Here is a 22,323-nt window from a genome sequence, read left to right on the forward strand (position 1 = left end):
GGCCTTGTCGAATTCCTTGGTGCCGACGAAGTCGACGTCGGCCACGGTCGGCCGCTCCTCCACGATCACCACCAGCACGTTGCCGCTGACGTCGAGGCGCACGTCCTTGAACAGACCCAGTTCGAACAGCGCACGGATCGTGGCCGAGCCGCGTTCGTCGCTGTAGGTGTCGCCCACGCGCAGCGGCATCGACGCGAAGATGGTCCCCGGCTCGACGCGCTGCAGACCCTCCACGCGGATGTCGCGCACCGTGAAGGGCTCGACGGCCCAGGCCGCCGTGGCGGCGAGCGTGCTGACGATGACCGCGGCCACGCTACGCAGACGGAAGCGACTGAATGATTTGTTCATGTATGAATTGGACGGCGCACGAAGGGCCGGCAAGAGTGTTAACCAAAGAGCCCGAAGAGTCGGTTGACGTCGTTGAACAATGCGATGGACATCATCACCAGCAGCAGCGCGACGCCACCACGCTGAAACCGTTCCATCCATGCATCGGAGACGCTTTTGCCGGTCAGGCCCTCCCAAAGATAATACATCAGGTGCCCTCCATCGAGGACCGGCAGCGGCATCAGATTGAGCACCCCCAGGCTCACGCTGATCAGCGCAAGAAACACCAGGTACTGGGTGAAGCCGAGGCTCGCGGATTTGCCTGCGTAGTCGGCGATGGTGAGCGGGCCGCTGAGATTCTTGAGCGAGGCCTCGCCGATCAGCATCTTGCCCATCATGCGAACCGTGAGTGCCGAGACCTCCCAGGTCCGCACCACGCCGCGCCAGACACCGTCGACCGGCCCCTGCCGCACCGTGAGCATGGCCGGTGGCGCACCGACGTAGGCCGCAATGCGACCGACCTTGGCCGGCCCCTCGTCGCGCACCTCGGGTGTGACGTCGAGCGTGATGTCGCGGCCGCCGCGCACCAGCTGCCAGGTCTGCGTGCGCGCCGAGCCGCCGTCGACCGAGGCCCGGATCAGTTCGCGCAGCTGCTGTCCGTCGACCACTGCGGTGGGGCCGACAGCGCGCACCAGGTCGCCCTGCTGCAGGCCTGCGCGCGCGCCGGCACCGCCGGGCACCAGTTCGCCGATTTCGGGCCGGGTCAGCGGAGAGATCACGCCGATCTTGCGGAACATCTGCGCATCGGCATCCTTGGCCTCGATGCGGCTGAGCGGCAGCACCAGGGTGCGTGCCGGCTGCGCGCCCTGCCCGCCGATCTCCAGCGTGAGGTCGCGGCCGTCGAGTGCGCCACGCGTCATGCGCCAGCGCAGGTCCTCGAAGGACTGGACGGGCTCCAGCGTGCCGTTGAAACCGGCACGTGTGATCTGTTCTCCACCGCGCAGGCCGGCCTGCTCGGCCAGCGAAGCGGCGACCGGCCGGCCGAGCAGCGCGACCGGCTCCTGGACGCCGATCCAGTTGACCAGCGTGTAGAGCACCGCCGCCAGCAGCAGGTTGGCGATCGGCCCGGCCGCGACGACGGCCACACGCGAGCGCAAGGGCTGCGTGTTGAAGGCCAGATGTCGCTCCTCGGGCGGCACGGGCGCCTCGCGCTCGTCGAGCATCTTGACGTAGCCCCCCAGCGGAAAGGCGCCGATGACGAACTCCGTGTCCTGCCCCGGCTTCTGGCGCCTGGGCTTCCAGCGGTAGAGCGCAGGACCGAAGCCGACCGAGAAGCGCAGGACCTTGACGCCACAGGCCACGGCCACGCGGTAGTGCCCGTACTCATGCACGGCAATCAGCACACCGAGCGCAACGATGAAGGCAACGACAGTGAGCATCAAGGAACTCCCTGAGGGGATGGCAAGAAAGAAGCGTCAGCCGGCGAAGCGACGCACCGCTGCCTGGGCCACCGAACGCGCCTCGGCATCGAGCGCGAGCAAATCGTCCAGCGACGCGGGCTTCGAGGGCGGCAAGGCCGCCAAAGTTTCCGTGTTGACCGCATGAATGCGATCGAAACGCAGGCGGCGGTCGAGAAAGGCTTCGACGGCGATCTCGTTCGCAGCGTTCAGCACGGCGGTGGTGCCAGGCACCCCGCGCAGCGCATGCCAGGCCAGCGCCAGGCCGGGGAACAGCGCCGCATCCGGCACTTCGAAGGTCATGGCCGCCATCTGCCGGAAGTCCAGGCGCGCGGCACCGCTCTCGATGCGCTCCGGCCACGACAGGCCGACCGCGATCGGCACCCGCATGTCCGGCGTGCCGAGCTGCGCGATCACCGAGCCGTCGATGAACTGCACCATCGAATGGATCACGCTCTGCGGATGGATCACCACCTCGATCTGTTCCGGCGTCACGTCGAACAGATAGCGCGCCTCGATCACCTCGAGCGCCTTGTTCATCATGGTGGCCGAATCGACCGAGATCTTGCGCCCCATGCTCCAGTTGGGATGGGCGCAGGCCTGCTCGGGCGTGACGTCCTGCAGCGTGCCGGCGGTCCGCGTGCGGAACGGGCCGCCCGAGGCCGTGAGGATGATCTTCTCCACACGTGCGGCCCAGGTGGCCGGGTCTTCGGGCAGCGACTGGAAGATGGCCGAATGCTCGCTGTCCACCGGCAGCAGCGTGGCGCCGCCCTCGCGCACCGCGCGCATGAACAGCTCGCCGCCGACCACCAGCGCCTCCTTGTTGGCCAGCATCAGGCGCTTGCCGGCCCGCGCCGCCGCCAGGCAGGGCCCCAGACCCGCGGCACCCACGATGGCGGCCATGACGCCGTCGACCTCGTCGTGCGACGCAATGGTCTCCAGGGCGTCGGCGCCCATCAGCACTTCCGTCTTCAGGTCGCTGGCCCGCAGGCGATCGGCCAGCTGGCGCGCATGCGGCAGGCTGGCCATGACCGCAAAGCGTGGCTGGAAGCGTGCGCACTGCGCGAGCATCTCGTCGACCTTGGTGGCGGCCGACAAGGCAAACACCTCGAAGCGCTCGGGATGCCGTGCCATCACGTCCAAGGTGCTCATGCCGACCGACCCGGTCGATCCCAATACCGTGACGCGCTGTCGTTTCATCAAGATCCCAGGGAAGCCAGCATCATGGCGATGGGCAAGGTCGGCAGAAGAGCGTCGATGCGGTCGAGCACGCCACCGTGGCCGGGCAGCAGGTTGCTGCTGTCCTTGGCGCCGGCGCTGCGCTTCACCAGCGACTCGACCAGATCCCCCACCACGCTCATCGCGGCCAGGAAGACCACGCCCAGCAGCAGCAGCCAGACGCCGCGATCCGCGAGGCGGGTGTACAGGCTGGCCACCGCGGGATGCGTCGAGGCATCGGCCCAGACCCAGGCGAGGGCCAGCACCAGCACGCCGATCATGCCGCCCCAGACACCTTCCCAGCTCTTGCCGGGACTGATCGACGGTGCCAGCTTGTTGCGGGTGAAACGCAGGCCGAAGGCACGACCCGCGAAATAGGCAAAGATGTCCGCCACCCAGACCAACACCAGCAGCGACAGCAGGAAATTGATGCCCCAGAGGCGCGCCTGGACGGCCGCGAGCCAGGCCACCCACAGGGCGAGCAGGCCACCGAGCAGGCGGACGGCGCGCGGAATGCGCGGCCAGCCCGGCACGGCGCCGTACAGCAGTGCCGCACTGCCCAGCACCCAGGCCGCACTCGCGGCCAGCCAGACGCCCAGCAGCCGCTGCTCCAGCAGCCCGAGCCACCAGGACAGCCCGCACAGCAGGACCATCTCGACGCCCAGGAAGATCGCCGTGCGCGGGCCGTAGCCATTGAGACGGCCCCACTCCCACGCCGCCGCGCCGATCATCACCAGCATCACGCAGGCGAAGGGCACGTGCGACGGGTAGAACATGGCCGGCAACAGGATCGCCAGCAGGACCAGGGCCGTGAGGATGCGCTGCTTGAGCATCAGGCGGTCTGCCGCTCGTGCAGCCCCGCGTTCAGTTGCGCCGAGGTCTTGCCGAAACGACGTTCGCGCGTCTGGAAGGTCCCGATGGCCTCGTCGAGCGCAGCCTCGTCGAATTCCGGCCAGAGCTTGTCGCTGAAGAACAGCTCGGCATAGGCGCTCTGCCAGAGCAGGAAATTGGACAGGCGCTGCTCACCGCCGGTGCGGATGAAGAGGTCCGGGTCGGGCACATGGGCCAGTGCCATGGCGCGATCCAGGCTCGCCTCGGTCAGGGGTTCGCCGCGCAGCGCCAGTTGCGCCGCGGCACGTGCGATGTCCCAGCGGCCGCCGTAGTTGAAGCAGATGTTGAGCACCATCCGGGTGTTGACTGCTGTCGAGGCCTCGGCCTGCAGCAGGCTCGCCACCATCTTCTCGGACAGGCCGCCGCGCTCGCCGATGAAATGCAGCTGCACGCCATCGTTGCGCAATTTCGGGACCTCGCGCCCCAGCGCGCCGACCATCAACTCCATCAGGCCGGTCACCTCTTCCACCGGACGGTTCCAGTTCTCGGAGGAGAAGGCGAAGACGGTGAGCACGCCCACGCCACGGTCGACGCACGCCTTGACGCAACGCCGCAAGGACTCGACGCCTTGCTTGTGGCCTGCCACGCGCGGCAGGAAGCGTCGCGTCGCCCAACGGCCATTGCCGTCCATCACGATGGCAATGTGGTGCGGCACCCCGGTGGGCTGGCTGCTCATCAGACCGCCATGATCTCGGCTTCCTTCGCCGCGATCAGCCGATCGATCTCGGTGATGTGCCGATCGGTGACCTTCTGGATGTCGGCTTCGGCGCGCTTCTGGTCATCCTCGGAGGCCAGCTTGTCCTTGACCAGCTTCTTGACCGCTTCGTTGGCGTCGCGACGCAGGTTGCGGGTGGCGATCTTGGCGCTCTCGCCCTCGTTGCGGACCAGCTTGGTCATTTCCTTGCGGCGCTCTTCGCTCATGGCGGGCAGCGGCACACGGATCAGGTCGCCCATGGAGGCCGGGTTCAGGCCCAGGTCGCTTTCGCGGATGGCCTTCTCGATCTTGGCGCCCATGCCCTTTTCCCAGGGCTGGACGCTGATCGTGCGCGAGTCGAGCACCGACACGTTGGCGACCTGGCTCAGCGGCACCGAAGAGCCGTAGTAGTCGACATGGATCGAGTCGAGCAGCGCCGAATTGGCACGGCCGGTGCGGATCTTGGTGAGGTTGTTCTGGAACGCAGCGATCGACTGGTTCATCTTCGCGTCGGTTGCGCTGCGAATGTCTGCAATGGTCATTTCTTTGGCTCCTCAGGCGTGCACCAAGGTGCCTTCGTCCTCACCCATGACGACGCGCTTGAGCGCGCCGTTCTTGAAGATCGAGAACACCTTGATCGGCAGCTTCTGGTCGCGGCACAGCGCAAAGGCCGTGGCGTCCATGATGCCGAGATTCTTTCCGATGGCCTCGTCGAAGGTCAACGAGGCATAACGCGTCGCGTCGGGCACCAGTTTCGGGTCGGCGCTGTAGACGCCGTCGACCTTGGTGGCCTTGAGCACCAGCTCGGCGCCGATTTCCGCACCGCGCAGCGCGGCGGCCGTGTCGGTGGTGAAGAAGGGGTTGCCGGTGCCGGCCGCGAAGATCACGACCTTGCCCTCTTCGAGGTACTGCAAGGCCTTGGGGCGGACATAGGGCTCGACCACCTGCTCGATGGCGATGGCCGACATCACGCGGGCGATCAGGCCCTGCTTGTCCATGGCGTCGGCCAGTGCCAACGCGTTCATGACGGTGGCCAGCATCCCCATGTAGTCGGCCGTGGCGCGGTCCATCCCGACCGAACCGCCGGCGACGCCGCGGAAGATGTTGCCGCCGCCGATCACGACCGCCACCTCGACCCCCATGTTCACCACTTCGGCGATCTCGCCGACCATGCGCACGATGGTCGCGCGGTTGATACCGAAGGCGTCGTCGCCCATGAGCGCCTCACCCGACAGCTTCAGCAAGATGCGCTTGTGGGCTGGATGGGCGTTGGACATGGGCAATTTCCTTTGGGTTGGCGGGGGCGAGTTTAATCAGATCATGGAACACCGCGGAACCGGCCTGGCCGGCCCGCTGGTGTTGCCCTCGGTGAAGAGGGTTGGCGCGCGCGCGACATGGGTGCGCGCGGCCGGCAGTGCGCCAGCTTAGGCAGCAGCCTTGGCCGCAGCCACTTGTGCGGCGACTTCGGCAGCGAAGTCGTCGACCTTCTTCTCGATGCCTTCGCCCACGACGTAGAGCGTAAAGCCCTTGATCGAGGTGTTGACGGCCTTGAGCATGGCTTCGACGGTCTGCTTGTCGTTCTTCACGAAAGGCTGGTTGTGCAGCGAGACTTCCTTGAGGTACTTCTGCACGCCGCCTTCGATGCGCTTGGCGACGATGTCGGCCGGCTGGGCCTTCTTGCCCTCGGCCTCGGCCGTCTTGCGGTCTTCTTCCGCCTTGCCGGCAGCCACTGCGCGCTCTTTTTCGATCAGGTCGGCAGGCACGTCCGATGCCTGGATGGCGACCGGCTTCATGGCGGCGATGTGCATCGCCACGTCCTTGGCGGCCGCGTCGTCACCGTCGAACTCGACCATCACGCCGATGCGGGTGCCGTGCAGGTACGAGGCCAGCTTGCCATTGCCGCCGAAACGCTTGAAGCGACGGAAGCTCATGTTCTCGCCGATCTTGCCGATCAGGCCCTTGCGCACGTCTTCGAGCGTGGGACCGAAGCCGTCTTGCTCATAGGCCAGCGCGCCCAGTGCCGCGAGGTCGGCCGGGTTGTTCTTGGCGACCAGCATCGCAGCGGCGTTGGCCAGTGCCAGGAAGCTGTCGTTCTTGGTGACGAAGTCGGTTTCGCAGTTGATTTCGATCATGCCGCCGGCTTCGCCGTCGACGAAGGCCGTGACCACGCCTTCGGCGGTGATGCGGCCCGATGCCTTGCCGGCCTTGTTGCCGAGCTTGATGCGCAGCAACTCTTCAGCCTTTTCCATGTTGCCTTCGGCTTCGGTCAAAGCCTTCTTGCATTCCATCATGGGCGCGTCGGTCTTTGCGCGCAGTTCGCCGACCATGCTTGCGGTGATAGCAGCCATTCTTCGTACTCCGTATTCAAAAAATCAGATCAAAAAAAGGGGCCACAAAGCCCCTTCTTCAAGGCTCGCGCGGACCGCGCTCAGGCGGAAGCGCCTTCTTCGACTTCCACGAACTCGTCGCTGCCGCCTTCGGCCACGGCCTTGACGACGTCGTTGGCGGCGTTGTTGCGGCCTTCGAGGATCGCGTCGGCGATGCCGCGTGCGTACAGCGTGACGGCCTTCGACGAGTCGTCGTTGCCCGGGATCACGTAGTCGATGCCTTCAGGCGAGTGGTTGGAGTCCACGACGCCGATCAGCGGGATGCCCAGCTTCTTGGCTTCGGCCACGGCGATCTTGTGGAAGCCCACGTCGATCACGAAGATGGCGTCGGGCAGCGCGGTCATGTCCTGGATGCCGCCGATGTCCTTCTCGAGCTTGGCGATCTCACGCGAGAACGTCAGCTGTTCCTTCTTGCTCAGACTGTCGAGGCCGGCTTCCTGCTGAGCCTTCATGTCCTTCAGACGCTTGATCGAGGTCTTGACGGTCTTGAAGTTGGTCAGCATGCCGCCGAGCCAGCGGGTGTCGACGTAGGGCACGCCAGCGCGCTGGGCTTCAGCGGCGACGATTTCACGGGCCTGGCGCTTGGTGCCGACCATCAGGATCGTGCCGCGGTTGGCCGTGAGCTGCTTCGCGTACTTGGCCGCGTCCTGGAACATCGGCAGCGACTTTTCCAGGTTGATGATGTGGATCTTGTTGCGATGGCCGAAGATGAACGGTGCCATCTTGGGGTTCCAGAAACGGGTTTGGTGACCGAAATGGACACCGGCTTCCAGCATTTCGCGCATGGTCGTCGACATAGGAATAACTCCAAAGGTTGGGTCTAAAATCCAGCCCGTTTTGCGGTCCCTGCAAGAGCTTCTCACGAGGGCACGCAACACCTTGATGGGCTGGTTTGCGAATATGTCCCGCCCCAGAGAAATACAGGGAAATCCCCAAGGGCGAAACCCAAAGAGTATAGCACGCAGCCCTGCCCTCCTCCTCCCGACACCCGCCTCGAACACACACCGGAACACCATGCGCCCCGACCTGCACGACAGCCGACTCGCCATCCTGGCCGGCACCACCGACGCACGCACCGAAATGGAGCACGCGATCGAGTTCGCGCAGCAGCCGTCGAACGCGCACACCTTCACGCGCACGCTGTTCGATGCGGCGCGCCGAGAGGCCGCCGCGGCCCAGCCCTCGCAGCCGCTGGCCGGCCTGTCCTTTTCCGTCAAGGATCTGTTCGACGTCGCCGGGCAAGCCACCCCCGCCGGCTCGGTGGTCCTGAGCCATGCGCCGGTCGCCCAGGCCGATGCCGTCGCGGTCGCGCGCCTGCGGGCCGCGGGCGGCGCGCTGATCGGCCGCACCAACATGAGCGAATTCGCCTTCTCCGGCGTCGGCGTCAACCCGCACCACGGCACGCCGGCCAACGCCAGCGATGCCGTGACGCCGCGCGTGCCCGGCGGCTCCTCCTCCGGCGCCGCGGTGTCGGTGGCCACCGGCGCCGCCTTCATCGGCCTGGGCTCGGACACCGGCGGCTCGATCCGCATCCCGGCCGCGCTGAACGGCATCGTCGGCTTCAAGAGCACCGCCCGCTGGGTGCCGGCCACCGGCGCCCTGCCGCTGTCGACCACGCTCGACACGGTCTGCGCCATGACGCGCTCGGTGCGCGACGCGGTGCTCGCGCACGAGGTGCTGGCCGCGCGCCGCGTCACGCCCGGCACCCAGGCGCTGTCCGGCTATCGCCTGGCGGTGGTGCGGAACCTGTTCCTGGAGGCACTGGAGCCGGCCGTCGCGCAGACCTTCGAACGCACGCTGCGGACCTTGCGCGCCGCCGGCGCCCGCATCGAGGAGATCACGCTGTCGCCGCTGGCCGACCTGCCCTCGATCAATGCCACCGGCGGCTTCTCGGCAGCGGAGTCCTATGCCTGGCACCGCCTGCTGCTCGAACGCAGCGGCGCCGGCTACGACCCGCGCGTCGCCCAGCGCATCCTCAAGGGCGCCGACATGAAGGCGCACGACTACATCGACCTGATCCATGCCCGCCGCGACTGGATCGCCCGCATGGAAACGGCGCTCGCCGGCTTCGACGCGCTGCTGTCGCCCACGGTGCCGATCCTCGCCCCGCCGCTGGCCGACGTGGCCCCCGGCGCAGGGCGCGATGCGGAATTCTTCCGCGTCAACGGCCTGCTGCTGCGCAATCCCTCGGTGGTCAACATGCTGGATGGCTGTGCGATCTCCATCCCCTGCCATGCCGAGGGCGATGCCCCGGTCGGCCTGATGCTGTGGCACGCTGCGCTGCACGACGACACCGTGCTCGCGATCGCTGCCCAGGCAGAGCGCGCACTGCAACAATAGGGCCCTCCCCTTTCCTGTGGCATTGCGCCTTCAGGCCGGGCTGCAGGCCATGGCCGACTCCATTCCCCCAACAAAGAATTCATGAAAATCGCGATCGTGGGCGCCGGCATCATCGGCGTCACCACCGCCTGGGAGCTGGCCAGCGACGGACACCAGGTGTCCGTCTTCGAGCGCCGCGGTGCCGCGGCCGAGGAAACGAGCTTCGCCAATGCGGGCCTGATCGTGCCCGGCCAGGTCGGCCCCTGGGCCGCGCCGGGCATGCGCACCAAGCTGCTGCGCTCGCTGCTGTCGAGCCAGGGCGCGATCAAGCTGCGCTGGCCGCTCGCGGGACGCGAGCTGCGTTGGCTCGCGCAATGGCAACGCGCCTGCCGGCTCGAGACCCACCTGGCCAATCGGGCCCGCATGCAGCGCCTGGCCTTCTACAGCAGGACGCGTCTGCACGAACTCACCGAGACGCGCGAACTCAGCTACGAGCGCAGCCAGGGCTGCCTCGTGCTGCTGCGCTCGCGGCGCGACCAGAAGCTGGTGCAGCCCGGCCTCGAGGCGCTGCGCGCGGCCGGCGGCGCGTTCCGCGAGGTCGATGCCGACGAGGCCCGGCGCATCGAGCCGGCGCTGAGCACCGACACCGAACTGGCCGGCGCCATCCACCTGCCCGACGACGAGGTCGCGAACTGCCGGCAGTTCGCGCTGCTGCTCAAGCGCGAGGCCGAGTCGCTGGGCGCACGTTTCCACTTCAATTGCGACATCGCGCCGCTCTCGCGCGCCGCGCCGCGCTCGCTGGCGCTGTCCGCGGGATCGGACGCGATTCCTTTCGATGCGGTGGTGATGTGCGCCGGGGTGGCCTCGGCCGCGCTGCTCAGGCCCCTGGGCCTGCGCATTCCGCTGGCCTCGGTGTACGGCCACTCGGTCAGCGCCAACATCCGCGAGCCGCTCAACGCGCCGCGCAGCGCCGTGATGGACGAACGCCACCAGATCTCGATCTCGCGCATGGGGCTGCGCGTGCGCGTGGCAGGCAGCGCCGAACTCGGCGGCTCGCTGAACACCATGAACCCCGCGGCGCTGCAGACGCTCTACAAGGTGCTGCACGACTGGTTCCCCGGCGCCGCCACGCTGCAGGCCGGCGTCCAGCAATGGAAAGGCGCTCGCCCGACGCTGCCCGACGGACCGCCCGTGATCGGCCCCAGCGGCGTGCCGGGCGTCTGGCTCAACCTGGGCCACGGTGCCAGCGGCTGGGCATTGTCCTGCGGCAGCGCGCGCGTACTGGCCGATCTGGTGGGCGGGCGCGACGCCGGCATCGACCTCGAAGGCCTGGGCGTCGAGCGGCTCAGTCTTTAGGACCCCACCGGCGCAGCATCTCGGGCGTGGCCGGCGCTTCGACGGGCAGACCGGGTGCGGCCCGCGGCCGCAGACGCTGAACGATCCCGCCCAGCAGCGCGGGCGCGATCCACACGAAGAACAGCAGGCACACCGCGTAGCCGGCCATCACGAGCCAGCGCAGGAGGACGGAGGCTTCGTCGAGCGGCACTTCGAGCCAGCGAATCACGCTGACGCCGTAGCCGGCGCCTGCGGCCCAGGCCAGGTCACGCAAGGGCAGCCACCGACGCCACTCCGCCAGCAGGAACGCACCCCACACGATGCCCAGCAGGCCGGCGGCCCAGCCCAGCCCGAGCATCCAGGCCATCGTCGCGAGCACGAGCACGGCCAGCCCCGCAAGCAACAGCACCACCACCCAGCCAAGGCTTTTGAGCTTCATCCGCCGATGATAGGCAGGCCGCACATCGACAGCCCCGGCGGCACAATGGATCGATGCAACGCATCACGTCCGCTACCGCCGCCGATCTGTTCGACATCGCCGCCACGCGCCGCATCGAGAACGCTGCGGCAAGCGCCCTGCCCGCCCACACGCTGATGCAGCGCGCCGGCCTCGCGGTGGCGCGGCTCGCGATGGCCCTCGCGCCGCATGCGCGCACGATCTGGGTGGCTTGCGGGCCGGGCAACAACGGCGGCGACGGCTTCGAGGCCGCGGCGCAATTGCGGCGCCGGGGTTTCTTTCCGGTCATCACCTTTGCGGGCGATGAAGGCCGCTTGCCGCCCGATGCCAAGGCGTCGCTGCAGCGCGCGCGCGATGCCGGCGCGCTCTTCTCGCCGAACCCGCCCGTCGCGTACGAACTGGCCATCGATGCGTTGCTCGGCATCGGCGCATCCCGGGCGCCCGACGGCACGATGGCCGAGTGGCTGCGGCAGATGCATGCGAGCGCACGGCCGGTGCTCGGCGTCGACGTGCCCTCGGGGCTGAACGCGGACACCGGCGTTCTTTCGTGGGACAGCGCTTCTCTTCGCACGTCGGCGCCACCGGTCCGTGCCTGCCTGAGTTTCCTCACGCTGAAGCCCGGCCTCTTCACCGCGCAGGGTCGCGATGCGGCAGGCACGGTCTGGTTCGACGATTTGGGCTGCGGCAGCCTCACCGACCGGCCGATCGCACGCCTGCTGGGCACACCCGGGGAAGCGTCACGCGCCCACGCGTCGCACAAGGGCAGCTACGGCGATGTCGCGGTGATCGGCGGTGCGCCGGGCATGGCAGGCGCCGCCTTGCTGGCCGGCTCCGCGGCGCTGCACGCCGGCGCGGGCCGGGTGTTCGTCGGCCTGCTCGACCCGAGCGCCGCGGCGGTCGACGGCGCGCAGCCCGAACTGATGCTGCGCGACGCCCATGCGCTGGACCTGGATGGCATGGCGGTGGTCTGCGGCTGTGGCGGCGCAACGGCGGTGCGCGCATTGCTGCCGCGCGTGATGGCCACCGCCGCAGCCCTGGTGCTCGATGCCGATGCGCTCAATGCCATCGCCAGCGACAGCGCACTGCAAACGCAACTGGCGGCGCGCGGCAGGCGCGGGCGGCCGACCGTGATCACGCCGCATCCGCTGGAAGCGGCGCGTCTGCTGGATCGCACGGCCAACGCCATCCAAGCCGACCGGCTGGCCGCAGCGCGCGAACTCGCCTCACGCTTTCACGTGGTGGCAGTCCTCAAGGGTTCGGGCACCGTGATCGCCGACACGGGCGCCGGGCCCGTGGTCATCAACCCGACCGGCAATGCACGGCTGGCCAGCGCCGGCACGGGCGACGTGCTGGCCGGCATGATCGGCGCCGCGCTGGCGGCCGGGCAGCCGGCTTTCGAAGCCGCACATGACGCCGCCTGGCGGCACGGCCGCATCGCAGACACCTGGCCGGCCGAGGCGGCCCCGCTGACGGCAGGCACGCTGGCCCGCCGCGCGCCCGTCTGAGCGCCTTCTAGCCGCGCCCGACGAAGGGCATCTTCGTCGCCATGATGGTGTGGAACAGCACGTTGGCCTCGAGCGGCAGGTTGGCCATGTAGAGCACCGACTGGCCGACGATCTTCACGTCGATCAGCGGCTCGATCGCCATCTCGCCATTGGCCTGCGGCACGCCCTTGGCCATGCGCGAGGCCAGGTCGGTCATGGCGTTGCCCACGTCGACCTGGCCGACCGCGATGTCGTACTTGCGGCCGTCGAGCGATGCGGTCTTGGTCAGGCCCTGCACCGCATGCTTGGTCGCGGTGTAGGCGATCGAGTTGGGGCGCGGCGCGGTGGCCGAGATCGAACCGTTGTTGATGATCCGGCCGCCGCGTGGCGACTGCGTCTTCATCACGCGGAAGGCCTGCTGGATGCAGAAGAACATGCCGGTGAGGTTGATGTCGACCACGCCCTGCCATTGCTCCGGCGTCCAGTCCTCGAAGGGACCGGGCGGGTTGCCGACACCGGCGTTGTTGAACAGCAGGTCGACGCGGCCGAAGCGCTCGACCGTGGCGGCGAACAGCGATGCGACCGACTCGGCCTTGGCCACATCGGTGGGCACCGCGAAGGCGCGCGCAGCGGCGCCCGATTCCTCGGCCACCTGTTCGAGCGGCTCGAGGCGGCGGCCGGCGAGCGTCACGTTCCATCCGTCGGCCAGCAGGGCCAGCGCGGCGGCGCGGCCGATGCCGCTGCCGGCACCGGTCACGATGGCGGTGCGGGGTGTTGCTTGGGTTTGCGTCATGTCATGTCTCCTTGTTCATCGGCGCGGCTTGCGCCCCTTCATCTTGTTGGCAGCCTTCTTCACGGCGGACTTGAAGGCCTGCATCGCCGATTGCGGACCGGCTTCGACGCGCTCGGCCGCCACGGGCGCCGCCACTTCGGCGTTCTTGCCGCCGCGTGCGCCGCGCTTGGCCGAGGCCTTGACCGGCGTGCCGCCGGATGGCGATGCGCCCTTGTCCTTCGCGTTGCGCGTGGGCAGTTCCTCGCCCTCGCGCACCAGGCGGAAATCGATCTTCCGGCCGTCGAGGTCGACGCGGCTCACCTGCACCCGCACGCGCGTGCCGATGGCATAGCGGATGCCGGTGCGCTCGCCGCGCAGCTCCTGGCGCATCTCGTCGAACTTGAAGTACTCGCCGCCAAGTTCGGTGATGTGCACCAGCCCCTCGACGTACATCGCATCGAGCGTGACGAAGATGCCGAAGGAGGTGGCCGAACTGACCACGCCGCCGTACTCCTCGCCCAGGTGCTCGCGCATGTACTTGCACTTGAGCCAGGCCTCGACGTCGCGGCTGGCCTCGTCGGCACGGCGTTCGTTGGCGCTGCAATGCAGGCCCGCGGCCTGCCAGGCCTGCACCTCCTTGGTGGGGGCTACCGTGGCCTTCTGCGGCTTGTCGGTCGGCGCCTTGACGCGCGAAGCGAGGCGCTTGGCCAGCTTGGCATGCGCCTCGCCCGGCGTCGGCAGCATCGGCAGCGTGTACTTCTGGCGGTTGAGGATCGCCTTGATCACGCGGTGCACCAGCAGGTCGGGATAGCGCCGGATCGGGCTGGTGAAGTGCGTGTAGGCCTCGTAGGCCAGGCCGAAGTGGCCGCTGTTGATCGGCGTGTAAATCGCCTGCTGCATCGAGCGCAGCAGCATGGTGTGGATCTGTTGCGCGTCGGGCCGCTCCTTGGTGGCCTCGGCGATCGCCTGGAACTCGCCCGGCTTCGGATCGTCGGTGATGCTCAGGCCCACGCCCATGGCCTTCAGGTAGCCGCGCAGGATTTCCTTCTTCTCCGGCGTCGGGCCTTCGTGCACGCGGTACAGGCCCGGGTGCTTGCTCTCGTTGATGAAGTCGGCGCTGCAGACGTTGGCTGCGAGCATCGCTTCTTCGATCAGGCGGTGCGCCTCGTTGCGCGTGCGCGGCACGATCTTCTCGATGCGGCCGGCGTCGTCGCAGACGATCTGCGTCTCGGTGGTCTCGAAGTCCACCGCGCCGCGGCGGCTGCGCTGCTTGAGCAGCGCCTTGTAGACGTCGGCCAGGTTCAGCAGGTCCTTCACGCGGTCCTTGCGCTTGGCCGCTTCGGGGCCGCGCGTGTTGCCGAGGATGGCGGCCACTTCGGTGTACGTGAAGCGCGCATGGCTGTACATCACCGCCGGGTAGAACTGATAGGCGTACATCTCGCCATCGGCGGCCACGAGCATGTCGCAGACCATGCACAGCCGCTCGACCTCGGGGTTGAGCGAGCACAGGCCGTTGCTGAGCTTTTCCGGCAGCATCGGAATGACGCGGCGCGGGAAGTAGACGCTGGTGGCGCGGTCGTAGGCATCGATGTCGATCGGCGAACCGGTCTGCACATAGGCGCTGACGTCGGCAATGGCGACCAACAGACGCCAGCCCTTGCCGCGGCCGACCTTGGCCGGCTCGCAGTACACCGCATCGTCGAAGTCACGCGCGTCTTCGCCGTCGATGGTGACCAGCGGGACGTCGGTCAGGTCGATTCGGCCCTTCTTGTCGGCCGGACGCACCTTGTCCGGAATGGCCTTGGCCTCGGCCAGACAGGCCTCCGAGAACTCGTGCGGCACGCCGTACTTGCGCACCGCGATCTCGATCTCCATGCCGGGGTCGTCGATCTCGCCCAGCACTTCCTTCACGCGACCCACGGGCTGACCGAACAGCGCGGGCGGCTCGGTGAGTTGCACCACCACCACCTGCCCCACCTTGGCGGGACCGGTCGCGCCCTTGGGGATCAGGACGTCCTGACCGTAGCGCTTGTCTTCGGGGGCGACGAGCCAGACGCCGCCTTCGTGCAGCAGCCGGCCGATGATCGGCTGCTCGGGGCGCTCGACGATCTCGACCACGCGCCCCTCGGGACGCCCGCGCCGATCCTGGCGCACGATGCGCGCCTTGACACGGTCCTTGTGAAGCACTGCCCGCATCTCGTTCGGGGGCAGATAGATGTCTGCTTCGCCGTCGTCGCGCTGCACGAAACCGTGCCCGTCGCGATGACCTTGCACGGAACCTTCGAATTCATCCAGCAAGCCGCTGGGATGGCCAGTATTTTTGATATGATCTCCTTCTTTCCTGAAATTCAAAACATCACTGCTTCGGCAGTCATGTGGGCCCAGATGGCGGAATTGGTAGACGCACTAGTTTCAGGTACTAGCGAGTAACATCGTGGAGGTTCGAGTCCTCTTCTGGGCACCAAGTTTAAACAGACCTTTACCAGGTCATTCGATTGAAGCCACCGGTCTCCGGTGGCTTTTTTCATGGCCGCTCGAAACGTGATCGAGCGAGCCGCATGCGCAAGCTGCGCCTGCGCATCTGAAATACGCACAAAAATTTTCTCGTCGAGACGCAAAGTCGCGAAAAGAGGCTCATTTTTTGAGTATGATCGCAGTCTTCGCTGAGAAGCGATGCATAGAAGCTTCGGCAGATATGACGCCCAGATGGCGGAATTGGTAGACGCACTAGTTTCAGGTACTAGCGAGTAACATCGTGGAGGTTCGAGTCCTCTTCTGGGCACCAAATTCACACTGACCCCCGCCAGGTCATTCAAGAAAAGCCACCGGTCTCCGGTGGCTTTTTTCTTGCCTGCTTGAATCAGCGACAAGGCCATCAGACCGGCAGCGCGATCAGGTCATGGCCCTCGACGCCCACGATGCGTGCGCGCGTGAACTCGCCGACCTTCAGCGTCTTGCTGATCTTCTCGGGCGGCAGCAGCCGCACGGTGCCGTCGATCTCCGGCGCATCGGCATAGGTACGGCCCACGCCGCCCTTGCGCCCCATGCCCGGCGCGGAATCGACCAGCACCTGCATGGTCGCGCCGACACGGCGGCGCAGCTTGGCGATCGACACGGCCTCGGCCACCTCCATGAAGCGCGCGCGGCGTGCTTCGCGCTCCGCCTCGGGCAGCATGCCGGGGATCTCGTTGGCGGCCGCACCTGCGACCGGGCTGTAGGCAAAGCAACCCGCGCGATCGATCTCCGCTTCGCGGATGAAGTCGAGCAGATGTTCGAACTCTTCTTCCGTCTCGCCGGGGAAGCCGGCAATGAAGGTGCTGCGGATCACCAGCTCAGGACACACCTCGCGCCAGCGCGCGATGCGCTCGAGGTTGCGCTCGCCGCTGGCCGGGCGCTTCATGCGACGCAGCACATCGGGATGGCTGTGCTGCAGCGGCACGTCGAGATACGGCAGCACCTGCCCGCTCGCCATCAGGGGAATCACCTCGTCGACGCTCGGGTACGGGTACACGTAGTGCAGGCGGACCCAGGCGCCATAGGGCTCGGCGATCTCGCCCAGCGTGCGCACCAGTTCCAGCATGCGCGTCTTCACGGGCTTGCCGTCCCAGAAACCGGTGCGGTACTTCACGTCCACGCCGTAGGCCGAGGTGTCCTGGCTGATCACCAGGAGTTCCTTCACGCCGCCTTCGAACAGCGCCTTGGCTTCGCTCAGCACATCGCCGACCGGCCGCGACACCAGGTCGCCGCGCATCGACGGGATGATGCAGAAGGTGCAGCGGTGATTGCAGCCTTCGCTGATCTTGAGGTACGCGTAGTGCCGCGGCGTGAGCTTCAGGCCGGCCACGCCGAAGGCGTTGGGCACCAGGTCGATGAAAGGGTCGTGCGGCTTGGGCAGATTGGCATGGACCGCATCCATGACCTCCTGCGTCGCATGGGGTCCGGTCACGGCCAGCACGCTGGGGTGCATCTGGCGCACCAGATTGCCGCCCTGGTCACCGGACTTGGCGCCCAGGCAGCCGGTCACGATGACGCGGCCATTGGTCGCCAGCGCTTCGCCGATCGTGTCCAGGCTTTCCCGGACAGCGTCGTCGATGAAGCCGCAGGTGTTGACGATCACCAGGTCGGCGCCCTCGAAAGTCTTCGAGGTCTGGTAGCCCTCGGCGCTCAGCCGGGTCAGGATCAATTCGGAGTCCGTCAACGCCTTGGGACATCCAAGGCTCACAAAGCCCACCTTGGGGGCGGCTTGCGGGACGGTTCGTTCGGGGGAGACAACTTCACTCATGGGCCTATTGTCCCAGTTAAACCAGGATCCCACCGTCGTGAAGCACAGGCAGGGCGTCGATGAGGTCGATTCAGGGCCGCTTGATGCCGAAGGCGCCCAGCACCTGCTCGGTGTTCTTCTGCATCTGGTCGAAGATGCCCTTCGACTGCTCGACGTAATTGCCCATCAGGCCCTGCAGCATCGGCGACTGGATGGTCATGAAGCGCGCCCACATCTCCGGCGTGAGGTCTTCGGCCTTCTCCGTGAGTTGGGCCTGCATGTCGGTCAGCGCCTGGATGTTCTTCTCGAGATAAGGGCCCATGTAGCCCTGCATCGCCTGTCCATAGAAACGGATGATGCTGGCCAGCACCGGTTCGGTGAACATCGGCGCCCCACCCGCCTCGGCCTCGAGGATGATCTGCAGCAGGATGCTGCGCGTCAGGTCCTCTCCGGTCTTGGCATCGCGCACCACGAAGGAAGCGCTCTGCATCACCAGCTGCCTGACCTCGGCCAGCGTGATGTAGGTGGAGGTATTGGTGTCGTAGAGCCTTCGGTTCGGGTACTTCTTGATCACTCGCTGGACCGGTTTTTCGCCGGACTTCTTGCTCTGCACTGAGGACTCCTTCAGGTGTTCACGCCGAGGGCGTGCGAACGATTCTAGGGAGCGGTTTTGCTGCACCGCGCCAAGGTTTACCCTGACCGAGCGGACAGATCTCAAACTTCGGTCGCGTACTCGGCCCCGCATACCCTGCAAAGCGCGGATTCGGGCCGCTCTTCGCTGGGCTCGCGGAAGTGCAAGGGGCTCTTGATGCCGCTGAAGACCCAGCAGCGTGGGCAGTGCGCCTGGTCGGCCGTCGGCAGGTAGGCCCGGGCCCTTTGTTCGGCGCGCTCACGCGTCACGGGGGCACCCTGGCGCGCGGCACGCGCGACGTCCGCCGCCGCCATCGTGCCGGTTCGGCCGCTGGCCTGGTCGCTCAGCCCATAGACCACGCGCGCAAACTCGAACGGCGCCTGCCGCAGCAGCGCCGCGACGCGCAACGCCTGGCCCGAAGGCGCCGCCACCAGCGCAGACAAGTGGGTCACGACCAGAACCTCAAGAAACGATGGATCAAGGTACCACAGACCGCATCGCATCGACCATCCCACCAAAGCAGGAGGACGGCCATGCAGGCAGCAGGAAGGTGCGGCGCAGCGCCGCGTGGATGAGGCGCCCTCCGGGCCGCAAGGAATGTCCCGGTGATCTGTTGCCGGCAATTCCCGCATCAGGAAAAGAAGACGCCAGCAAACGCCGGAAGAAATAAAAAAAGCCTTCCAAATCTATTGATTTGGAAGGCTCTCTACCAATGGTTAATTGGTAGGCGCGATTGGATTCGAACCAACGACCCCCACCATGTCAAGGTGGTGCTCTAACCAACTGAGCTACGCGCCTAGATGTCGTTTTCGAGAAGCATCTATTGTAGCATCCAAAAACCGCGTTTTCAGCGACGACGTGAAGATCTCACGCCATTGACCGAAGAAACTATCTTGAGCACCTGCGTCAGCCGCGCGGCGTCGGAGATCTCCACGGTGAACGTCATCCACGCCGTGCCCTTCACCGACTGGGTCTGCACGCCGATCACGTTCATCTTTTCGCGTGCGAACACATCGGAGATGTCGCGCAGCAAGCCCTGACGGTCGGCGGCCTCGACCGCCACATCGACCGCATAGAGCGCGCCCTCCTCGGCCTTGGGCCGGCCCCACTCGACATCGATCACGCGTTCGGGGTTGTGGCCGGACATCGTGCGGAAGTTGCTGCAGTCGCGACGGTGCACGCTGACCCCGTGGCCGCGCGTCACGAAGCCGCCGATCGCGTCGGGCGGCACCGGCCGGCAGCACTTGGCGAGCTGCGTCATCAGCGAGGACACGCCGACCACCAGCACGCCGCCCTTCGAAGCCTTGTCGCTGGCCCGCGGCTTCTTCAGCTGCACGCCTTCGTCCGGCCCCGGCGCAGGCTCGGGCGGCCGCACCAGCATCTCGATGTTGCGCAGCGAGAACTCGTCCTTGCCCACCACCTCGAACAGATGGTCGGCCGACTTGAAACCCAGTTGCGAGGCCAGGTCCTCGAGCCGCGTGGACGTCTTGCCCTCGCGCTGCAGCAGTTTCTCGACCGCCTCGCGGCCCTTGGCGATGGTCTCGTGCGTGACCTGTGCGTTGAACCAGGCCCGGACCTTGGCGCGCGCCCGGTGGCTGGCCAGATAGCCCAGCTCGGCATTGAGCCAGTCGCGCGACGGACCGCCTTCCTTGGCCGCGATGATCTCCACCGTCTGGCCGTTCTGCAGCGGCGTGTTGAGCTGCACCATCACGCCGTCGATGCGCGCGCCGCGGCAGCGATGGCCCAGGCTGGTGTGCACCGTGTAGGCGAAGTCGACCGCGGTCGCGCCCTGTGGCAATTCGACGATGGCCGCATCGGGCGTCAGCACATAGATGCGGTCCTCGAACAGGCCCTGGCCCTGCTGGCCGCCCGACAGGTCGCGCTCCCAGGCCAGCAGCTGGCGCAGCACCGCGATCTTGGCGTCGTACTCGCCGCTGGCCCAGACGCCCGCATAGCCCTTGTGGCCGGCTTCCTTGTAGGCCCAGTGCGCCGCCACGCCATGCTCGGCATGGTCGTGCATTTCCTCGGTGCGGATCTGGATCTCGATCGGCTTGCCGGGCTTCCCGTCGGCCGATTTGCGCACCACGGTGTGCAGCGACTGGTAGCCGTTGGGCTTGGGCCGTGCGATGTAGTCGTCGAACTCCTCGTCGAGCGGCTGGAAATGCGAGTGCACCCAGGCCAGCGCGGCGTAGCAATCCTTGATGTCCGCCACCACCACGCGCAGCGCGAGGATGTCGAAGACCTGCGCGAAGTCCAGCGACTTGCCGCGCATCTTCTTGACGATGCTGTAGATGTTCTTGGGCCGGCCCTGCACCTTGGCCTGGATGCCCTCGCCCTTGAGCTCCTGCTCGAGCTGCAGCCGCAGCTGCTCGACATAGCCTTCGCGCTCGACCCGCTTCTCGTCGAGCAGCCGGGCGATCAGCTTGTAGGTCTCGGGCTCGAGAAAGCGGAAGGACAGGTCCTCGATCTCCCACTTGACCTGCCAGATGCCCAGCCGGTTGGCCAGCGGCGCGAAGACCTGCAGCGACTCGCGCGCCACGTTCTCGGCCACCGGCTCCTTGGTCGCCGCGGCATAGCGCAGCGTCTGCAGCCGCGAGGCCAGCCGCAGCATCACCACGCGCAGGTCGCGCGAGAACGCCAGCAGCATCTTGCGCACGTTCTCGGTCTGGGCGCTGTTGCCGTCGGCGGCATGCACGCCAGCCGTGGCCGAACGCGCCTGCTTCTGCACATGGACCAGCTTGGTGGTCTCGACCGCCAGCGCCGCGAAGTTGTCGCCGAAGACCTTGGCGATGACTTCCTGCGGGCGGTTCAGGTGCTGGCAGGAATAGACCAGGTAGCTGGCCGCCTGCATCGCCTCGGAGCCGCCCATGGCGGCCACGATGGTGGCCACGGCGTCGGCATGCGCGAGCGTGTTTTCGCCGGTGTCGAGGGTCTCGTCGGCGATCAGCGGCTCGGCGAAGGCGCGCGCGCGGCCCAGCATGTTCTCCATGACCGGCGTGCGCTCGGCGGTGGCGGCCGACAAGGGGTAGTCGACCACCGCGGACTCTGCGCCCGCGCGGGTGGGTGTGCTGGAAGGATCGCGCTTCACGTGTCGAACAGGAAAGAAGTGACGGCCGCGCTCTGCGCCGGCGCGACGAAGGTCGGCGCGTGGCCCACGCCCTCGAATTCCACCCGCTGCGCGCGCGGGCCGCGCTGGGTCATGGCGTGCGCCGTGTCGGGCGACAGCAGATCGGACTGCGCGCCACGCGTGAGCAGCGTCGGTGCCGTGATGGCATCGTAGAGCGACCACATCACCGCCTCGCCCTGCGCCGCGATCTCGGCCGTGATGGCGCGGAAAGGCACGGCGATGGCCGGGTCGTAGTGCAGCACGAGCGGGCCGTCGGCCGGCGCGTCCACCGACAGTTTGGCCGCGCCGTCGGCCGTGCGCTGCGCCGCGGGCGCGACCATGTGCTGCGACAAGGCCAGCCACTGTGCGGGCGTGTGCGGACCGAAGGTCTGCGAAATCGCCCACATCGCATCGGACGCTTCCTGCAGGGACGCGAAGCGCCCCACCTTGCCCAGATAGAGACCGATGCGCTGCAGCGCCCCGGCATCGATCGCCGGGCCGACGTCGTTCAGCACCAGCCGGTGCACCGGCACGGGCAGCGGCAATTCGTGGTGGCCGGCCAGGATCAGGCCGATCAGGCCGCCCATGCTGGTGCCGACATAGTCGAAGCGCTCGATCGGCGCATGGCCGTGCAACTGCATCAGCAGCGCGACCATGTCCGCCGCGTAGAGCGGCACCTGGTAGCCGTTGGGGTCGCGCAGCCAGTCGCTCCGGCCGCGGCCGACCACGTCGGGGCAGACCACGCGCACATGGCCTCCGGCGCGCGCCACGATCGCCTGCGCGAGCGCATCGAAATCGCGGCCCTGGCGCGACAGGCCGTGCACGCACAACACCACCTGCGGGCTGTTGGCGTCGCCCCATTGCCAGTACGCCATGCGGTGACCGCCTTGCGCGTCGGCGCATGGCACAAAAGACAGGGTCGGTTCAGTCATGAGCGGGGGGCGAATTCGGGGTCGGATAATCGGCTCGTTGCATCCTAATTCA

At 67.3% G+C, this 22,323-nt stretch carries 20 protein-coding genes and 3 tRNA genes; 5 read left to right on the forward strand and 18 right to left on the reverse strand.

What is annotated here, in order from left to right; translation table 11 throughout:
* The 9 genes from K0H49_RS24280 to rpsB all read right to left on the reverse strand — a co-directional run.
* Positions 1-348, reverse strand: a 348-nt coding sequence (locus tag K0H49_RS24280; protein WP_307886087.1) for a POTRA domain-containing protein, incomplete at its 3' end; no start/stop codon positions are given.
* A gap of 38 nt (positions 349-386) precedes the next feature.
* Entirely contained in the window at positions 387-1,769 is a 1,383-nt protein-coding gene (gene rseP, locus K0H49_RS24285) for an RIP metalloprotease RseP (RefSeq protein ID WP_257625107.1), read from the reverse strand.
* A gap of 33 nt (positions 1,770-1,802) precedes the next feature.
* Entirely contained in the window at positions 1,803-2,984 is a 1,182-nt protein-coding gene (gene ispC / locus K0H49_RS24290) for a 1-deoxy-D-xylulose-5-phosphate reductoisomerase (protein ID WP_219218101.1), read from the reverse strand.
* Positions 2,984-3,835, reverse strand: a complete 852-nt coding sequence (locus tag K0H49_RS24295) for a phosphatidate cytidylyltransferase (protein ID WP_219218104.1) — start codon at positions 3,833-3,835, stop codon at positions 2,984-2,986. Before K0H49_RS24295 ends, ispC begins: the two co-directional genes overlap by 1 nt.
* Positions 3,835-4,569, reverse strand: a complete 735-nt coding sequence (gene uppS, locus K0H49_RS24300) for a polyprenyl diphosphate synthase (RefSeq protein ID WP_219218107.1) — start codon at positions 4,567-4,569, stop codon at positions 3,835-3,837. Before uppS ends, K0H49_RS24295 begins: the two co-directional genes overlap by 1 nt.
* On the reverse strand, positions 4,569-5,129 hold the full coding sequence (gene frr, locus K0H49_RS24305; RefSeq protein WP_219218109.1) for a ribosome recycling factor: 561 nt from the start codon (positions 5,127-5,129) through the stop codon (positions 4,569-4,571). The genes uppS and frr overlap by 1 nt, the downstream gene beginning before the upstream one ends.
* 12 nt (positions 5,130-5,141) lie before the next feature.
* Positions 5,142-5,864, reverse strand: a complete 723-nt coding sequence (gene pyrH / locus K0H49_RS24310) for a UMP kinase (RefSeq protein ID WP_219218111.1) — start codon at positions 5,862-5,864, stop codon at positions 5,142-5,144.
* A gap of 147 nt (positions 5,865-6,011) precedes the next feature.
* Positions 6,012-6,935 (reverse strand): translation elongation factor Ts, encoded by a 924-nt coding sequence (tsf, locus tag K0H49_RS24315; protein WP_219218113.1) that lies wholly within the window; start codon positions 6,933-6,935, stop codon positions 6,012-6,014.
* An 80-nt stretch (positions 6,936-7,015) separates the two neighbouring features.
* Positions 7,016-7,771, reverse strand: a complete 756-nt coding sequence (rpsB, locus tag K0H49_RS24320) for a 30S ribosomal protein S2 (protein ID WP_183023600.1) — start codon at positions 7,769-7,771, stop codon at positions 7,016-7,018.
* A 217-nt stretch (positions 7,772-7,988) separates the two neighbouring features.
* Here rpsB and K0H49_RS24325 point away from each other — a divergent pair, with 217 nt between their 5' ends.
* Positions 7,989-9,314, forward strand: a complete 1,326-nt coding sequence (locus tag K0H49_RS24325; RefSeq protein WP_219218115.1) for an amidase — start codon at positions 7,989-7,991, stop codon at positions 9,312-9,314.
* 81 nt (positions 9,315-9,395) lie between these two features.
* Positions 9,396-10,649 carry a D-amino acid dehydrogenase gene (locus tag K0H49_RS24330; protein WP_219218117.1) on the forward strand — a complete coding sequence of 418 codons (1,254 nt, stop codon included), beginning with the start codon at positions 9,396-9,398 and terminating at the stop codon, positions 10,647-10,649.
* Here the strand turns inward: K0H49_RS24330 and K0H49_RS24335 are convergent.
* A complete protein-coding gene (locus K0H49_RS24335) occupies positions 10,639-11,067 on the reverse strand; it encodes a hypothetical protein (RefSeq protein ID WP_219218119.1) in 429 nt (142 codons plus the stop codon). The two genes, K0H49_RS24330 and K0H49_RS24335, sit on opposite strands and share 11 nt — an antisense overlap.
* Positions 11,068-11,120: 53 nt before the next feature.
* On the opposite strand from K0H49_RS24335, the gene K0H49_RS24340 reads away from it, so the two are divergent.
* Positions 11,121-12,590: an NAD(P)H-hydrate dehydratase gene (locus K0H49_RS24340; RefSeq protein ID WP_219218121.1), complete on the forward strand. Its 1,470-nt coding sequence runs from the start codon at positions 11,121-11,123 to the stop codon at positions 12,588-12,590.
* A gap of 7 nt (positions 12,591-12,597) precedes the next feature.
* Here the strand turns inward: K0H49_RS24340 and K0H49_RS24345 are convergent, their stop codons facing one another.
* Both K0H49_RS24345 and rnr read right to left on the reverse strand, forming a co-directional pair.
* The gene (locus K0H49_RS24345; protein ID WP_219218123.1) at positions 12,598-13,362 is read right to left on the reverse strand and encodes an SDR family oxidoreductase; all 765 of its coding nucleotides are present in this window, start codon (positions 13,360-13,362) and stop codon (positions 12,598-12,600) included.
* Positions 13,363-13,377: 15 nt separating this feature from the next.
* Complete coding sequence (gene rnr, locus K0H49_RS24350; RefSeq protein WP_219218124.1) at positions 13,378-15,639, reverse strand: ribonuclease R; 2,262 nt, start codon at positions 15,637-15,639, stop codon at positions 13,378-13,380.
* Positions 15,640-15,720: 81 nt separating this feature from the next.
* Here rnr and K0H49_RS24355 point away from each other — a divergent pair.
* Positions 15,721-15,805 (forward strand) — tRNA-Leu (locus K0H49_RS24355).
* Between the two features lie 236 nt (positions 15,806-16,041).
* Positions 16,042-16,126, forward strand: a tRNA-Leu gene (locus K0H49_RS24360).
* 90 nt (positions 16,127-16,216) lie between these two features.
* On the opposite strand, the gene rimO is transcribed toward K0H49_RS24360, so the two are convergent.
* From rimO to K0H49_RS24390, 6 genes are all read right to left on the reverse strand, one after another.
* Positions 16,217-17,623, reverse strand: a complete 1,407-nt coding sequence (rimO, locus tag K0H49_RS24365; protein ID WP_219218126.1) for a 30S ribosomal protein S12 methylthiotransferase RimO — start codon at positions 17,621-17,623, stop codon at positions 16,217-16,219.
* A 70-nt stretch (positions 17,624-17,693) separates the two neighbouring features.
* The gene (gene phaR / locus K0H49_RS24370) at positions 17,694-18,215 is read right to left on the reverse strand and encodes a polyhydroxyalkanoate synthesis repressor PhaR (protein WP_374122408.1); all 522 of its coding nucleotides are present in this window, start codon (positions 18,213-18,215) and stop codon (positions 17,694-17,696) included.
* A gap of 101 nt (positions 18,216-18,316) precedes the next feature.
* Entirely contained in the window at positions 18,317-18,685 is a 369-nt protein-coding gene (locus tag K0H49_RS24375) for a hypothetical protein (protein ID WP_374122409.1), read from the reverse strand.
* A gap of 269 nt (positions 18,686-18,954) precedes the next feature.
* Positions 18,955-19,031 (reverse strand) — tRNA-Val (locus tag K0H49_RS24380).
* A 49-nt stretch (positions 19,032-19,080) separates the two neighbouring features.
* Positions 19,081-21,222, reverse strand: coding sequence for a RelA/SpoT family protein (locus tag K0H49_RS24385; protein WP_219219148.1), 2,142 nt, complete (start codon positions 21,220-21,222; stop codon positions 19,081-19,083).
* A 95-nt stretch (positions 21,223-21,317) separates the two neighbouring features.
* Positions 21,318-22,271, reverse strand: a complete 954-nt coding sequence (locus K0H49_RS24390) for an alpha/beta fold hydrolase (RefSeq protein WP_219218130.1) — start codon at positions 22,269-22,271, stop codon at positions 21,318-21,320.
* Positions 22,272-22,323 lie beyond the last annotated feature (52 nt).

It is taken from the genome of Variovorax boronicumulans (genome assembly GCF_019352895.1).
Lineage (GTDB): Bacteria > Pseudomonadota > Gammaproteobacteria > Burkholderiales > Burkholderiaceae_C > Variovorax > Variovorax boronicumulans_A.

What these genes read in the sequence shown, in the direction of transcription:
- pyrH (WP_219218111.1), bottom strand. Translation starts at nt 5,864, where the DNA reads ATGTCCAACGCCCATCCAGCCCACAAGCGCATCTTGCTGAAGCTGTCG.
- rpsB (WP_183023600.1), bottom strand. Translation starts at nt 7,771, where the DNA reads ATGTCGACGACCATGCGCGAAATGCTGGAAGCCGGTGTCCATTTCGGT.
- uppS (WP_219218107.1), bottom strand. Translation starts at nt 4,569, where the DNA reads ATGAGCAGCCAGCCCACCGGGGTGCCGCACCACATTGCCATCGTGATG.
- K0H49_RS24340 (WP_219218121.1), top strand. Translation starts at nt 11,121, where the DNA reads ATGCAACGCATCACGTCCGCTACCGCCGCCGATCTGTTCGACATCGCC.
- ispC (WP_219218101.1), bottom strand. Translation starts at nt 2,984, where the DNA reads ATGAAACGACAGCGCGTCACGGTATTGGGATCGACCGGGTCGGTCGGC.
- K0H49_RS24385 (WP_219219148.1), bottom strand. Translation starts at nt 21,222, where the DNA reads ATGGAGAACATGCTGGGCCGCGCGCGCGCCTTCGCCGAGCCGCTGATC.
- K0H49_RS24325 (WP_219218115.1), top strand. Translation starts at nt 7,989, where the DNA reads ATGCGCCCCGACCTGCACGACAGCCGACTCGCCATCCTGGCCGGCACC.
- K0H49_RS24335 (WP_219218119.1), bottom strand. Translation starts at nt 11,067, where the DNA reads ATGAAGCTCAAAAGCCTTGGCTGGGTGGTGGTGCTGTTGCTTGCGGGG.
- tsf (WP_219218113.1), bottom strand. Translation starts at nt 6,935, where the DNA reads ATGGCTGCTATCACCGCAAGCATGGTCGGCGAACTGCGCGCAAAGACC.
- rimO (WP_219218126.1), bottom strand. Translation starts at nt 17,623, where the DNA reads ATGAGTGAAGTTGTCTCCCCCGAACGAACCGTCCCGCAAGCCGCCCCC.
- frr (WP_219218109.1), bottom strand. Translation starts at nt 5,129, where the DNA reads ATGACCATTGCAGACATTCGCAGCGCAACCGACGCGAAGATGAACCAG.
- K0H49_RS24295 (WP_219218104.1), bottom strand. Translation starts at nt 3,835, where the DNA reads ATGCTCAAGCAGCGCATCCTCACGGCCCTGGTCCTGCTGGCGATCCTG.
- K0H49_RS24330 (WP_219218117.1), top strand. Translation starts at nt 9,396, where the DNA reads ATGAAAATCGCGATCGTGGGCGCCGGCATCATCGGCGTCACCACCGCC.
- K0H49_RS24345 (WP_219218123.1), bottom strand. Translation starts at nt 13,362, where the DNA reads ATGACGCAAACCCAAGCAACACCCCGCACCGCCATCGTGACCGGTGCC.
- K0H49_RS24390 (WP_219218130.1), bottom strand. Translation starts at nt 22,271, where the DNA reads ATGACTGAACCGACCCTGTCTTTTGTGCCATGCGCCGACGCGCAAGGC.